The following is a 14,231-nucleotide window of genomic DNA, read 5'->3' as shown; positions in this document are numbered from 1 at the left end:
GGCATCCCGCGTAAACTCGGACCCTATGGATGACGCGCCGATCGGGATCTTCGACTCCGGGGTCGGCGGTCTCACGGTGGCCCGCGCGGTGCTCGACCAGCTGCCGAACGAATCCCTGGTCTACGTCGGCGATACCGCACACTCGCCGTACGGTCCGAAGCCCATCGCCGACGTGCGGCGTTACACGCTCGAGGTGCTCGACGACCTGGTCTCTCAGGGCGTGAAGATGCTCGTGATCGCGTGCAACACGGCCTCGGCGGCCATGCTGCGGGATGCTCGGGAGCGATACACCCAAGCCCTCGGCATCCCGGTCGTGGAGGTCATCCAGCCCGCCGTGCGTGCTGCAGTTCGGCAGACCCGCAACGGCCGGGTCGGGGTGATCGGGACCGTCGGCACCATCACCTCCCGGGCCTACGACGACGCCTTCGCCGCGGCACCGCATCTGACCCTGTTCAGTGAGGCGTGCCCCCGATTCGTCGAATTCGTCGAGGCCGGGGTGACGAGCGGCCCGGAACTGTTCGAGGTGGCCGAGCACTACCTCGCACCCCTCAAGCACGCCGGAGTCGACACCCTCGTGCTCGGCTGCACGCACTACCCGCTGATGTCCGCCGCGATCCAGTACGTGATGGGGGAGGATGTCACCCTCGTCTCGAGCGCGGAGGAGACGGCCTTCGACGTCTACCGCACCCTCGTACGGCACGGCATCGAACGCGAGGCCGGTGTCGCACCCACCCACGTCTTCGAGGCGACCGGTGACTCCCCGCTGGAGTTCACCCGTCTGGTACGTCGTTTTCTCGGGCCGGAGGTTTCCACGGTCGAACTCGTCGAGACCGGCGCTCTCACCCTTCCCACCCTCAACCAGAAAGGCGGCACCCCATGACCGCATCAGGACCCCGCATCGATGGCCGAGAGCTCGACCAGCTGAGGCCGATCACCATCGAGCGTGGCTGGAGCGACCAGGCGGAGGGATCCGCCCTCATCTCCTTCGGGCGCACGAAGGTGCTCTGCACCGCTTCCTTCACCAACGGCGTTCCGCGCTGGATGACCGGAAAGGGCAAGGGCTGGGTCACCGCCGAGTACTCGATGCTTCCGCGCTCCACCAACGACCGGATGGATCGCGAATCGGTGAAGGGCAAGATCGGAGGGCGCACCCACGAGATCTCCCGGCTCATCGGCCGGTCGCTGCGCGCCGTCGTGGACATGAAGGCACTCGGTGAGAACACCATCGTGATCGACTGCGACGTGCTGCAGGCCGACGGTGGCACGCGCACCGCGGCCATCACCGGTGCCTATGTCGCCCTCGCCGACGCCCTCGAGTGGGGTCGGTCGAAGAAGTTCATCGGCCAGAAGGCTGTGCCGCTCATCGACAGCGTCGCTGCCGTCTCCGTCGGCATCATCGACGGCACTCCGATGCTCGATCTCGCCTACACCGAGGACGTGCGAGCCGAGACCGACATGAACGTCGTCGTCACCGGCCGTGGCCTCTTCGTCGAAGTGCAGGGCACGGCCGAGGGTGCGCCATTCGACCGCACCGAGCTGAATGCCCTCCTCGACCTCGCCCTCGGCGGTGGGGCCGACCTGACCAGACTTCAGGTGGAGAGTCTCGCTCGATGACCACGGTCCTTGTTCCCCTGGTGCTCGCCACCCACAACGCGCACAAGGTCATCGAACTCCGAAGGATTCTCGGACGCAGGCTCGACGGGATCGACCTCAGGGCCTACGACGGCCCCGAACCAGTGGAGGATGGCGACACCTTCGAGGCAAACGCGCTGATCAAGGCACGGGCGGCATCCGCTCACACCGGTTTCGCCGCGATCGCGGATGACTCCGGAATCGCGGTGGCGGCTCTCGGGGGCGCCCCGGGCATCCATTCGGCTCGCTACGCCGGCACGCGGGACGATGCGGACAACGTGCGCCTTCTCGTCAGGAACCTCGAGGGGGTTGATGACCGCGGCGCCGAGTTCCTCTGCGCCGCCGCGCTCGTGCTGCCCGACGGCCGCGAGAGAGTCGAGCTCGGCCGCTGGCCCGGGAGCGTGCTGCGCGAGCCGGTGGGCGGTGGCGGCTTCGGGTACGATCCCGTCTTCAAGCCGGCCGGCTACAACGTCTCCGCCGCCGAGCTGCACCCGGACGAGAAGAATGCGGTCAGCCATCGCGCTCGCGCCTTCGACGCGCTGATGCCGATCGTCCACGAATTGCTGCTCGGCCAGCCCACTTAGAATTCGGGGATGACCGCCACCGCCCGCAGCCGTCCGGCGGCCCGCGGCCTCTTTCTTCTCGGCCCCGCTTTTGTGGCGGCGATCGCCTATGTCGATCCGGGCAACGTCGCGGCGAACATCAGCGGCGGCGCGAGATACGGATACCTGCTGGTCTGGGTCCTGGTGTCAGCGAGCCTCATGGCGGCACTGATCCAGTACCACTCCGCCAAGCTCGGCCTGGTGAGCGGTCGCTCCCTTCCAGAGCTCATCGGCGACCGGATGGGAAACCGCTCCCGCCGATTATTCTGGGCGCAGGCGGAACTCGTGGCCGCGGCCACGGACCTCGCCGAGGTGATCGGTGGCGCGATCGCGCTCAACCTGCTGTTCGGGCTTCCGCTCTTCCTCGGTGGCATCGTCGTCGGCGCCGTTTCGCTCAGCCTCCTCGCCGTGCAGTCGCGCTACGGCCAACGGCCGTTCGAATCGGTGATCATCGGACTGCTCGCGATCATCGCCATCGGATTCCTCGCTGGACTGTTCGTCACCCCGCCGGACGGCCGCGCCGTGCTCGGCGGCCTCGTGCCGCGATTCGAGGGCTCCGGCTCCGTGCTGGTCTCGGCGAGCATGCTCGGCGCCACCGTCATGCCGCACGCCATCTACGTGCACTCGGCGCTGGCCAGGGACCGCCACGGACACGTGACCGCCCCGGAGGCCCGACGCCGCATCCTGCGTGTCACCCGTTGGGACGTGATCATCGCCCTCGGCATCGCCGGACTGGTCAATGTCGGGATGCTGCTGCTCGCCGCAGTGAACCTGCGCGGTGTCGGCGCGACCGACACCATCGCGGGAGCCCACGCGGCCATCGGAGCCGCGCTCGGACCGGGGATCGCCCTGGTCTTCGCCATCGGGCTTCTCGCCTCCGGCCTCGCCTCCACCTCGGTGGGAAGCTACGCGGGAGCCACGATCATGGCCGGGCTGCTCAAGCGTCGCATCCCCGTCTTCGTGCGCCGAGTGGTCACCCTGGTGCCGGCGGTCGCGCTTCTCGCGGCGGGCATCGACCCGACCTGGGCTCTGGTGGTGAGCCAGGTGTTCCTGAGCTTCGGCATCCCCTTCGCCCTCATCCCCCTGCTGAGGCTGACCAACGATCCCGCGGTGATGGGGGAGCAGGCCAACCGGCGACCGGCCCGATGGGCGATGTCGCTCATCGTGGTGTTGGTGATCGCGCTGAACCTGGCGCTCATCTGGCTCACGATCACGGGCTAGGCCCGGGCGCGGTACCGTTGAACCCGCCATGACTGACGATTCCGCATCCACCGTCCAGATCGACGATTCCCCCGGGGACCGCATCACCGCCGCCGTCGCGCGCTTCGGCGAGCAGGTGGTGGTCGACCGTTCCGCCTCGCTGCTCATGGGGGGCAACGAGGGCGAGGAGTTCCTGCTCATCGTGGGTGGGCGTCACGCCCAGGGAGTGCTGGATGGAGCCCCGCCGCTCTACTGGCCAGAAGTCTGGGGCGCACGGGCTCTCACCTTCGTGTGGGCCGACTCCGCGGCATCCGCCGTGCATCGCGGACTCGGCGACCAGGCCTGGCGGGTGCGCGAGATGTGCGCCCGCGTGGCCTTCATCCGCCGGCTCGACGAGCAGGAAGCGCTCACGGCGATGCTGTCCGACGAGGTGGCGCGAGTGCGCGGTGCCGCCGCGCGGGCTCTCGGCGAAGTGGGGGATGCCAGCCACCTGCCGGCCCTGACCCTGCTGCTCAAGGACGAAGAGAAGGAAGTGCGCCGCTCCGCCCACGATGCGATGGTGCGCCTCGAGAAGCGCACCACCGCACCGTAACGACTAGCGGTAGCGCTACTCGTACCGCAGGGACTCGATCGGGTCCTGGCGCGCCGCCTTCGCGGCGGGAAGGGTGCCGGCGACGAAGGCGATCGCCATCACGACGAGGATGATCGTGGCGATCGACCCGGGGCTGAACGCGATCAGCGTGAGGCCGGGAAGGGCCGAGAAGACCGATCCCGAGAGCGCCGCGCTCACGCCGGTGCCGACGAGGATGGCGATCCCGGCTCCGATCGCGCTGCCCAGGAAGCCGATGAAGACCGCTTCGAAGCTGAAGAGGCCGAACACCTTGCCGCCGCCCATGCCCATCGCCTTCATCAGCCCGATCTCCTTGGTGCGTTCCTGCACCGACATCAGCAGGGTGTTGACGATGCCGAAGCTCGCCGCGAGCAGCGCGATTACCGCGAAGGCGTTGAGTACGAGCACTATCGCGTCGATCACCGTCTTGAAGGTACCGATCTGGTCCGCGACAGTCTGGCCGCTGTAGCCGGCCTTCGTGAGGCGGTCCTTAAGCTGGGTGACCTCTGCCGGGGTCGCGGCGGAATCGAATCGCACGGATGCCTGCGAGTAGCGGTCCTTCGCCGACCCGGTGAGGCCGACGCTCTGGGTATCGAAGAGCTTCTGTGTGAGCGCGGAGTTGGTGGTCGCCACGTCAGCGACCGCGCCGAGGCTGGCGTCGGAGATGCCCACGATGGTCGCATCGACGGTGGAGGAATTCTGCGCGGCATCCGTCACGCCGATCTTCACCAGGGTGCCGATCGCGGCGGAGTCACTAGAGAGCCCGAGGGCTTTCACGTACGACTTCGCCACCACGATCTGGGACTCGCTCGAGGTGGAGCTCGGTTGTGCCCCCGCGGCGAGCTGGAGCTTGATGCCGGGCACCGCGCCGCTCGCGTTGAGCGCATACTTCGTGCCGGATCCGACCTGGATGTAGTTGGGGCTGACGGACAGCGTCGGTTGCACCGACTTCACACCCGTGAGGGCCGTGATGGTGCTGATGTCGCTGGGCGTCAACGCCTGCACGGTGCTGCCGGGACGACCGGCGCTGGAGGCCAGGAGGTCGGGGTTGTACTTCTTCGGCCCGGTGGTGGTCGCATCGGTGCCCACCTTTGTCACGGTGAGCACGTCCTGGGCACCGATGGCCGCGACAGTGCTGTTGATGTAGTCGTTGATGCCTGTGCCGAGACCGTTGGTGATGGTGAGGGTGAAAGCGCCGATGAAGATGGCGATCACCGTGAGCGTGGTGCGGAGCTTGCTGCGGAAGCTGTTCTCGATCGCCGTGCCGATCACGTCGACGGTCCTCATGCGGCCACCGCGCTCTCGGAGTCGACGACGAGACCGTCGCGGATGTAGATGCGCCGATCGCACCGTGCCGCGAGGTCCGCGTCGTGGGTCACGACGATGAGGGTGATTCCCTTGTCCCGGTTGAGTCCGAACAGGATGTCTTCGACCACTGCACCGGTCGCGCTATCGAGGTTTCCGGTCGGTTCATCCGCGAAGATGATGCGCGGATCGTTGACGAGGGCGCGCGCGATCACCGCCCGCTGTTTCTGGCCGCCCGAGAGGTCGCTCGCTTTGTTGGTGGCCTTGTCTTCGAGCTCCAACTGGGCGAGCGCGGCCCGTCCGCGGCGCTTGCGGTCGCGCACGCCGATGCCGGCGATCTTCAGGGGGAGGATCACGTTCTCGAGAACCGAGGCGCCGCCGGTGAGGAAGAACTGCTGGAACACGAATCCGAAAGTGCGATTGCGGGTGACGTTGAGGGTGCGGCCGGTGAGGAGGAGGGCATCCGATCCCGAGAGCTCGATGGACCCGCTGCTCGGCCGATCAAGCAGCGCGAGGAGGTGCATGAGCGTGGACTTGCCGGATCCGCTCTTGCCGACGATGGCGACGGACTCGCCCTCGTAGATCTCGAGCGAAACACCCTTGAGCGCATCAAAGCGACCGGGCCCCCGACCGTAGGACTTGGTGACATCGCGCGCAGCGAGAATCGGTACCGGCATGAGGGGAAGGCTCCTTGGTAGGGGGTGTGCCACCAGCCTGCGCCCTCCACGTCCCCCGGCCGGCATCCTCTCGGACGAATCCCGGCTACTCCCGGGGGCGTAGGACCTGCCGGTCAGTCCTTCTTCTGGTCGAAGTACTTCTGGTCGATCGTCACTTCGGCGTCGGTCGGTATGGGCACCGCGCCGCCGGAAAGCCGGGCGGCCCTTCGTGCCTTCAGCCTCGACTGGAAGAGGTGGAAGAGGGTGGGGATGAGCGTGAGAAGCACCACGGCGAGCAGCACGAGATCCACGTACTTGATCACGAAATCGGCCACGGGCTTGATGTTGCCGAGCAGGAAGCCGAGCGTCGTCACTCCGCCGCCCCAGACGAAGGCGCCGATCGCGTTGTAAAGCGAATACTTGCGGTAGTCCATCTTGCCGACACCGGCCGCGATCGGTGCGAAGGTGCGGACGATCGGCACGAATCGGGCGAGGATGACGGCGGATCCACCGAACCGTTCGAAGAATGCGTTGGTGCGCTTCACGTTCGCGATGCTGAAGAGCCCGGTCTCCTTGCGCTCGAAGATGCGCGGTCCGGCTTTCTTGCCGATGTAGTAGCCGACCTCGCCGCCGATGAATGCCGCCAGTCCGATGGCGAGTGCCACCCACCAGATCTGGATCTGGATGGTGCCGGTGAAGGTGAGCAGGCCGGTGATGAGAAGGAGGGTGTCGCCGGGGAAGATGAAACCGATGAGCAGGCCGGTTTCGGCGAAGATGATCGCGCACACCAGGAGCAGCGCCCACGGTCCTGCCTGATGGATCAGCAGGGTGGGATCGAGCCACGGAACGAGTGCGTTGTGCAGCAAGGCGAGGTACTCCAGTCGTCTGTTGGTGTCAGGGTAGTCGATGGCCGCGTCGTGGGGCTGGGCGGCGACGACATCGCCCGGGAAAACGCTGTGCGGAAGAAGGGACTTGAACCCTCACGCCTTGCGGCACAGGTACCTAAAACCTGCGTGTATACCAATTTCACCACTCCCGCGAGTGCGCCCCAAGTGTACCGGGCCGGGTCTGCGAGGGCCGATTACAGCCTGCGCCGAAAGTCGGTCGAAGAAATCAGTCGGCCGATGTATCTGTAAGGGCTTGCCCCGCTCCTGAGGGGTGATGAGAATTCAATCCATGACTGACAACGACTCCGTCCGCGGCCGACCCGACGGCCAACGGACGGAGTCGCATGTCATCTGGGATGATTCCGCGGCGGCTTTCAGCCGTTGGCTCTCCGGCGATCCCGGAGCGATGGATGAGTTGGTCCACACCATGACACCCGTTCTCTGGCAGGTCGTCCGCGCCTATGGTCTTGCCCAGGACCAGGCCCAGGATGTCGTTCAGACCACATGGCTGACACTCGTTCAACGCTCCGGGTCGATCGCCGACCCCCATGCCATCGCCGCGTGGCTCCTGACGACCGCGCGCCGCGAGGCCTGGCGGGTATCCAAACGCAGTGCCGCAAGCATCCCCGTCTCAGACGAGGTGCTCGAAGCGGTGACCGAAGACGAGGCATCCGCCGAAGACGTGGCCATCGCGCGGGACGGCGAGAACCGCTTGTGGGCCTGTGTGCGAGCGCTGTCCGAGCGATGCCAACGATTGCTGCGCATCGTGGCCTTCGAGCAGCGGCCCGATTACGCCAGAATCGCGAAGGACCTGGACATGCCGGTGGGGAGCATTGGCCCGACTCGCGCACGCTGCCTGTCGAAGCTGCGGGATGCTCTCGAGCTGATGGAAGGTGCACGATGACGATCCGTGATCAATCTCCGCTCTCTGACGATGACCTGTTCTCTCGCCTTCGAACGCTGTGGCGCCAGCGCGATCCGATGCCGGACGGGCTGGTGGACAACGTGCTCGTCGCGCTGGCGACCCGCGACCTCGGCGTGGAATACGCCATGCTCACCATGCTCGAGTCGAGCGGGGCGGCGGTCGGGGTTCGCGGGGTCTCCGATGTGCAGCTTCTCGAATTCGCCCACGGCACCCGGTCGATCATGTTGCGGGTGAGCGACCTCGGTGACGGCCGACGCCGCGTCGACGGGTGGATCGCGCCCGCCGCGGCCTTGTCGGTGAGGCTCGAGCAGGACGATGATGACTTCACCACCGCTGCGAGTGCCGAGGGGCGTTTCGATTTCCCCGACATTCCCGCGGGACGAACGCGGATGTGGCTCCAGCCCGAGCTCGGGCCGGGGGCCGCGGAGGCGCGGCAGGGTTTCACCACCGATTACTTCACGGTTTGACGGGCACGGTATAGCGAGCACGAGTAACGGAATCGACCAAGGGCAAGGAGATCGGGTTGAGCGAGCAGGGCGGCAGCGAATTGAGCAGCGGCACATCCGACGGCAGGTCGCGACCCCGGCGCCGCTGGGACGACCGGTATCCGGCCCAGGTGGGCAGGATCCTCGATCCGGCGGCGGTGACGGTCGACGGCATCCGCGCGTATCCGACCTCGTACATTCCCGATCGCATCCTCGTCTCCACTCTCGCCGACGTCGCAGCGAATGCCGAGCGTCTCGGCCGCGTCGCGGGCGAACTGGGTTGGGACCTGACGCGCGACGAGAAGTTCGTCACCTCCCTGCTGCCGGAGCCGGATGCCTCGCGCCAGGAGCGCGTGCGCCGATATCCCTGGGCCACCGGGGTGCTCGGCGTCTCGCGATTCCTGATCACGGCGCGGGTGGGTGAAGCCGTGCCGGCACCGGATGCCTGGACGCTTCTGCAACGAGCGCGCGCGCTGCTCGGCCGGGATGCCGTGCAGGGGGTCGGTCTCGATCACCTACTCACCGTCGACTCGATCGGCGTGAATCCGTTCCACTCGACGAACCCGTTCCACTCGACGAATCCGTTCCACTCGACGAACCCGTTCCACTCGACGAACCCGGCCGGGTCGAGCGTCGACGTGGGGGCGATCGCCAGCTACGGCTCGCAGGGCAGCGGGGGTCTTCAGCCGGTGGCCTATGCGGGCGCGGCTCCGTATCGTCGCGATCGCACGGTCGATGATGGTCGACGCCCGGTGGTTGCGACCCTCGACACCGGGTGCGGGCTGCACTCGTGGCTCGACCCGATCGTCAACACCGCGGTTCTGCTCGACGGGGTTCCGATCGGTCAGGTCGGGGCGGCTACCGATCCGGAGCTCGACGGCGACCTGGTCGGGCCGATGGATGGAGCGCTCGACGAAGTCTCGGGTCACGGGACATTCATCGCCGGACTTATCCACCAGGCCTGCCCGGAGGCAGACATCGTGGCCTGGCGGGTGGTGGACGCCAACGGCGTGATCGTCGAATCCGAGCTCGTCGCGGCACTCACCGCCATCGCGACGCTGATCGGTCGGGCGGCGCAGGGCCGCACCGACGGCTGCGAAATCGACGTGTTCTCCCTGTCGATGGGGTACTACCACGAGACCCCCGAGGACGGGCTGTTCGACCCCACGATGTACGAGTTGCTCGCGTCGATGGGGCGCTGCGGAACTGTGGTCGCGTGTTCCGCGGGAAATGACGCGACGGACCGTCCGATGTTCCCCGCCGCGTTCGCGCCGTGGCTGGGCGGGGGAGGGCCGGTGCATCTGGTCGAGGACGCCGTGCCGATCGTTGCCGCGCGGGCCCTCAACCCGAACGGTTCGACTGTGGCGATGTTCAGCAATGACGGCCCATGGATCTCATGCAGCGCGCCCGGCGGCTCCGTCTTCTCGACGATGCCGGCCTTCAACGGAGGCGACGAGCCCCTCGCCCGCGTCTCGAGCGACTTCGGCAGTGGCATCCGAATGCGGGAGTCGATTGATCCGGATGACTTCCGCGGCGGTTTCGCGATCTGGAGCGGCACCTCCTTCGCCGCGCCGCTGATCGCAGGGGCCGTGGCGTCCGCGCTCGACGCGGGGGTGCTGCCGAAGGCCGGTTCAGTCTCCGTCGCCGAGCGGGTGAAGGTGGCGTCAGCCGCCCTGCAGAAGGTCACCGCGGCCGCGCGCTGAGCACTGCCGCCGCGCCATAATGAGGCATGCTGTCGGCGGCAGTCCTGTACCAGCGCGGTGTCGCGCACTCGAACGCGGGGCGCCATGCCTCCGCGCGCACGGCCCTCGATGAGGCATTGCGGCGATCGCAGGATGCCGAACTCACCGCACGGATCATCGGCACCGTCGCCTACCTCGAGTCGGAGACCGGCGATCCGGACCGCGGGATTGCTCTCTGTCGGTCGGCATTGGAGGCGTCGGGCCTCAGCACCCACACCCGAGCGGTGCTCGGCAGCCAGATCGGCCTGATCGAACTCCGACGCGGCAACGTCGATGCGGCCGTCGAGTTTCTCACCGGGGCCATTTCGCAGCTCGACTCGGATCCGGCGCGTCTGGGCGTGGTGCTCCTCAATCGCGGCCTCGCCTTTCTCGACCGCCGGGATGTGGGGGCTGCCGGTCGGGACTTCGACGCGGCGGCCGAGGCGTTCGAGCGAGCCGGCGATCCGGTGGAGCTGGCCAAGGCCCGAAACAACCAGGGCTATGCGGCGATGCTCGCCGGAGACCTGATCGCCGCCCTTCGCCTGATGGACGAGTCCCGGCCGGTGCTCGCGGCCCTCTCCCCGGTCGCTCTCGCGACCTGCGATGCGGACCGCGCGGAGGTGCTGCTGAGCGCGGGGATGACCTCGGAGGCGATCGACCTGTTGGCGACGGTCGCCCGCACCTACGGCCTGCGCGGACTGCGCCAGGCGCAGGCCGAAGCGGAATTCGCCCAGGCCAGGGCGCTGGTCTTCGAGGATGCACGGCGTGCCGCCGCGCTCGCCCGCCGGGCCGCCCGGCGATTTCGGGCGCGCGGCAGTGAGAGCTGGGCACTGCGGGCCGAAGCATTCGCTTTCGGTGCCACCGTGTCCTCCCGGGCGGCCGGTTCAGCGAAGTCGGCAGGCAGGCTCCTCGAGCAGATCGAGCAGGTGGCGCTCGCCCTCGGCGCGCGGCACTTCGAGGGGGACGCGGTCACCCTGCGGCTTCAGGGCTCGCGTCTCCGCCTGCAATCGGGGGATGCCGCGGGGGCACGTTCGGCACTCGACGGGGCTCCACTGACCCGCGGAACCATGATCGGCGCTCGGTTGCTTCACCGCCAGGTGGGTGCCGAGCTCGCGGTGCTCGAGGGGCGGCGTTCCCGCGCGCTGTCGCTGGCTCGCACCGGTCTCGATGAGCTCGCCGAGTGGCAGTCCAGCTTCGGAAGCCTCGACCTGCAGAGCGCGCTGGTCGCCCACGGCACGGGTTTGATCACCGTCGGCATCCGGCAGGCGGTCGCAACCGGGCGGGCATCCGAGGTCTTCGAATGGTCCGAGCGCACGCGAAACCTCACCGGACGGATCGTTCCTCTGCGGCCTCCCGCGAACGCCGCGAACGCCGCCGACCTGGCGGAGTTGCGCCAGTTGCGGGCCTCCGATCCGTCCCCCCTGTCGGCCGATGGGCGAGCGGAGGCTGCACTGAGGTCGGCGATCCGCGCCCGACAATGGGAGGGCCGCGGATCCGGCAGCATCGAGGAGCTGGTCACGCTCGACCGCGTGCAGGCGGAGCTCGGCCCGGAAGACTCGGCGCTTCTCGCCGTGCTCTGGTCTGGCGAACGGCTGACCGCCCTCGCGGTGACGGGCGACAGCTCGACCGTCGTGGACCTCGGGCCGCTCGATCCGATCCGCACCGAACTCGAGGGGCTGCTCGCCGACCTCGACATGGCTGCCGCGACACTCTCGCCCGCGATGCAGCAGGTCGTGGACGCCGGTCTTGCCCACCGTCTCGACCGGCTGGACAGCCTGATCGTCGGGCCCGTTCGCGACCGCATCGGCACCGGTCGGCTGGTGGTGACGCCGCCCGGGGTTCTCGCGGGACTGCCCTGGTCGCTGCTGCCGACGCTGCGCGGTCGACCGCTGACCCTGCCGGTCTCCGCGACGCGGTGGCTGGCCCAGCGTGCACGCGGCCTATCGCTGCGCTCGGTGGGATTCGCGGCCGGGCCGGGAGTCGCGCGCGCCGAGGAGGAGGTGACGGATGCCGCGGCCGGTTGGGCGACCTCTACGGTGCTGGTCGGAGCGGCCGCGACGAGCGAGGCGGTCTCCGGCCTCGCCCAGCGGGTGGATCTTCTCCACCTTTCGGCACACGGTCGGCATTCGGCCGACAACCCGCTCTTCTCCGGCGTCCTCCTCGCGGACGGCCCGTGGTTCGGCTACGACGTGGACCAGCTGCCCGCCGTGCCGACGGTGGTGGTGCTCTCCGCGTGCGAGGTGGGGCGGTCCGCGGTGCGCTGGGGGCAGGAGGCTCTCGGTATGTCGCAGGCCTGGCTGCACGCGGGGGTGCGCTGCGTGATCGCGGCTCCCGCCAGCGTGGATGACTCCCTCGCCTGCGAGCTGCTCACCGAGGCCCATGGGCTTCTCGCCTCTGGCGTGGCGCCGGCCGATGCGCTGGTGGCCGCCGGGGCGTCCTCCGCGCGTCGGCCGGCTTTCCAGTGTTACGGGGCCGGGTGGTGAGACCGCTTTTCAATCGCATGTAAAAAATACTAGACATGATGTGTAATAAGCATTACATTCATCCATGTCAGTAATTCTTTACATTTCGAAAGGGAGGGCTCATGTCCGTCTCAGAAAAGCGCGCGTGGATCATGGTGCTCGTCACCACCGTCGCGTACGCGAGCTACCTCGTGATCGTTCTCGGGCGGGTCGGCGGCGGTGCTCTCCAAGATGCGCCCTACGCCTGGACCCTGATCTGGAGCATCGGGGGAGCCATCGTCGCGTCGATTGTGCTCGACATCCTCAGCTCCTTCTTCGCGCCGAAGGGTGCGGCCGAGAAAGACCAGCGCGACCGGGAGATCAACCGGCTCGGCGATTACATCGGACAGTCGTTCCTCATCGTCGGCGCCGTCACCGCCCTCTGGCTAGCGCTGATCGAAGTCGCACCGTTCTGGATCGCCAACGCGATCTACCTCGGTTTCGTGCTGTCGGCGATCGTCGGATCCGTCGCCAAGATCATCGCCTACCGTCGGGGCTTCCAGACATGGTGAAGGCCACGCGGATCACCAACGACATCCGTCGCCTGCGCTTCGCCGCCGGCGAGCTCACCCAGGCGGACCTCGCCGCCCGGGTCGGCGTGACCCGCCAGACCATCATCGCCATCGAGCAGGGGCGCTATTCGCCCTCCCTCGAGGTGGCGTTCCAGATCGCCGGCGTCTTCGATGTGCCCTTAGACGACGTGTTCCAGTACCCCGCATCCACAGGAGAAACCCCGTGAAAGCCCTCGTGCAAGACCGTTACGGTTCGAGTGACGTGATGCAGTTCGCCGACGTCGATGTGCCTACGATCGGCGACACCGACGTGCTCCTCGAGGTGCGGGCGGCCTCCCTGCACCGCGGAGACTGGCACCTGATGACCGGACTGCCCTCCCTCGTGCGCCTGTTCGGCTTCGGGCTGCGTCGCCCGAAGCAGCGAACCCGGGGGATGGATGTCGCGGGCATCGTGCACAGCGTGGGCAGCGGCGTGACCGCGGTGCAGCCGGGAGACCCGGTGTTCGGCGTCTGCCGGGGATCCCTCGCCGAGTTCGCCAGCGCCCCCGCGGAGTTGCTCGTGCCCCTGCCCGCCGGGGTGAGCTTCGAGCAGGCCGCGGCGGTTCCCACCTCTGCCGTCTCGGCGCTGCAGGGCCTGCGCGACGCCGGCCGCCTCTCGGCGGGCCAGCGGGTGCTCGTCATCGGCGCGGCCGGCGGGGTCGGCATCTTCGCGGTGCAGCTCGCGAAGCACTGGGGCGGCATAGTCACCGGTGTGTGCAGCACCGGGAAGCTCGAGCTGGTGAGGGCGCTCGGCGCGGATGCGGTGATCGACTACACGACAGACGGGCTGGGGCGCGAACGCTACGACCTCATCCTCAACCTGGCCGGAAACCGGCCGGTGTCGCTCCTGCGTCGATCCCTGGCCACTTCGGGCACGCTCGTGATCATCGGCGGCGAGAACGGCGGGCGCATCCTCGGCGGCTTCCAGCGCTCTCTCCAGGCCATGCTCATCTCCCTGTTCGTGCGGCAGCGGCTGACGGGTCTCGCCGCGGTGCAACGCCGCTCGGACCTGCTGCTGCTGGCAGAGCTTCTTGCAGCTGGATCGCTCGTGCCGGTCATCCATCGGGTCTACCCGTTGAGCGAGGCGAAGGATGCGCTGCGGATGCTCGAAGCGGGTGACCCCCGGGGCAAACTGGTCATCACTCCGTAGCAGACG

Annotated in this window: 15 protein-coding genes and 1 tRNA gene; 12 read left to right on the top strand and 4 right to left on the bottom strand. The window is 68.0% G+C overall.

What is annotated here, in order from left to right; translation table 11 throughout:
• The first annotated feature begins 25 nt into the window (after positions 1-25).
• Genes murI through VLI63_RS11005 form a run of 5 tightly spaced genes read left to right on the top strand, consistent with a single transcriptional unit; the run spans position 26 to position 4,026 of the window.
• Complete coding sequence (gene murI, locus VLI63_RS11025; protein WP_409156905.1) at positions 26-880, top strand: glutamate racemase; 855 nt, start codon at positions 26-28, stop codon at positions 878-880.
• Positions 877-1,614 carry a ribonuclease PH gene (rph, locus tag VLI63_RS11020; protein ID WP_409156904.1) on the top strand — a complete coding sequence of 246 codons (738 nt, stop codon included), beginning with the start codon at positions 877-879 and terminating at the stop codon, positions 1,612-1,614. The genes murI and rph overlap by 4 nt, the downstream gene beginning before the upstream one ends.
• Entirely contained in the window at positions 1,611-2,216 is a 606-nt protein-coding gene (rdgB, locus tag VLI63_RS11015; protein ID WP_409156903.1) for an RdgB/HAM1 family non-canonical purine NTP pyrophosphatase, read from the top strand. Before rph ends, rdgB begins: the two co-directional genes overlap by 4 nt.
• Positions 2,217-2,225: 9 nt before the next feature.
• Complete coding sequence (locus VLI63_RS11010) at positions 2,226-3,455, top strand: Nramp family divalent metal transporter (RefSeq protein WP_409156902.1); 1,230 nt, start codon at positions 2,226-2,228, stop codon at positions 3,453-3,455.
• A 28-nt stretch (positions 3,456-3,483) separates the two neighbouring features.
• Complete coding sequence (locus VLI63_RS11005) at positions 3,484-4,026, top strand: HEAT repeat domain-containing protein (protein ID WP_409156901.1); 543 nt, start codon at positions 3,484-3,486, stop codon at positions 4,024-4,026.
• 15 nt (positions 4,027-4,041) lie between these two features.
• On the opposite strand, the gene VLI63_RS11000 is transcribed toward VLI63_RS11005, so the two are convergent.
• The 4 genes from VLI63_RS11000 to VLI63_RS10985 form a co-directional block, all read right to left on the bottom strand.
• Entirely contained in the window at positions 4,042-5,331 is a 1,290-nt protein-coding gene (locus VLI63_RS11000; protein WP_409156900.1) for an ABC transporter permease, read from the bottom strand.
• A complete protein-coding gene (locus tag VLI63_RS10995) occupies positions 5,328-6,026 on the bottom strand; it encodes an ABC transporter ATP-binding protein (RefSeq protein ID WP_409156899.1) in 699 nt (232 codons plus the stop codon). Before VLI63_RS10995 ends, VLI63_RS11000 begins: the two co-directional genes overlap by 4 nt.
• Before the next feature lie 113 nt (positions 6,027-6,139).
• Positions 6,140-6,868 carry a DedA family protein gene (locus VLI63_RS10990; protein WP_409157238.1) on the bottom strand — a complete coding sequence of 243 codons (729 nt, stop codon included), beginning with the start codon at positions 6,866-6,868 and terminating at the stop codon, positions 6,140-6,142.
• Between the two features lie 94 nt (positions 6,869-6,962).
• Positions 6,963-7,044, bottom strand: a tRNA-Leu gene (locus VLI63_RS10985).
• A gap of 137 nt (positions 7,045-7,181) precedes the next feature.
• Here VLI63_RS10985 and VLI63_RS10980 point away from each other — a divergent pair.
• The 7 genes from VLI63_RS10980 to VLI63_RS10950 all read left to right on the top strand — a co-directional run bounded on the left by VLI63_RS10980 (position 7,182) and on the right by VLI63_RS10950 (position 14,225).
• Complete coding sequence (locus VLI63_RS10980) at positions 7,182-7,796, top strand: RNA polymerase sigma factor (RefSeq protein ID WP_409156898.1); 615 nt, start codon at positions 7,182-7,184, stop codon at positions 7,794-7,796.
• Positions 7,793-8,284 (top strand): hypothetical protein, encoded by a 492-nt coding sequence (locus VLI63_RS10975; protein ID WP_409156897.1) that lies wholly within the window; start codon positions 7,793-7,795, stop codon positions 8,282-8,284. The genes VLI63_RS10980 and VLI63_RS10975 overlap by 4 nt, the downstream gene beginning before the upstream one ends.
• Before the next feature lie 56 nt (positions 8,285-8,340).
• Positions 8,341-10,005, top strand: coding sequence for a S8 family serine peptidase (locus VLI63_RS10970; RefSeq protein ID WP_409156896.1), 1,665 nt, complete (start codon positions 8,341-8,343; stop codon positions 10,003-10,005).
• A 26-nt stretch (positions 10,006-10,031) separates the two neighbouring features.
• Positions 10,032-12,506 carry a CHAT domain-containing protein gene (locus tag VLI63_RS10965; protein WP_409156895.1) on the top strand — a complete coding sequence of 825 codons (2,475 nt, stop codon included), beginning with the start codon at positions 10,032-10,034 and terminating at the stop codon, positions 12,504-12,506.
• 101 nt (positions 12,507-12,607) lie between these two features.
• A complete protein-coding gene (locus VLI63_RS10960; RefSeq protein ID WP_409156894.1) occupies positions 12,608-13,036 on the top strand; it encodes a hypothetical protein in 429 nt (142 codons plus the stop codon).
• Positions 13,030-13,263, top strand: a complete 234-nt coding sequence (locus VLI63_RS10955) for a helix-turn-helix transcriptional regulator (RefSeq protein WP_409156893.1) — start codon at positions 13,030-13,032, stop codon at positions 13,261-13,263. The genes VLI63_RS10960 and VLI63_RS10955 overlap by 7 nt, the downstream gene beginning before the upstream one ends.
• Entirely contained in the window at positions 13,260-14,225 is a 966-nt protein-coding gene (locus VLI63_RS10950; RefSeq protein WP_409156892.1) for an NAD(P)-dependent alcohol dehydrogenase, read from the top strand. The genes VLI63_RS10955 and VLI63_RS10950 overlap by 4 nt, the downstream gene beginning before the upstream one ends.
• The last annotated feature ends 6 nt before the right edge of the window (positions 14,226-14,231 follow it).

This window comes from Lacisediminihabitans sp. H27-G8 (assembly GCF_046156175.1).
In the GTDB taxonomy this organism is placed as follows: Bacteria; Actinomycetota; Actinomycetes; order Actinomycetales; family Microbacteriaceae; genus Lacisediminihabitans.
This window is presented reverse-complemented; position numbering and strand designations above follow the sequence as displayed.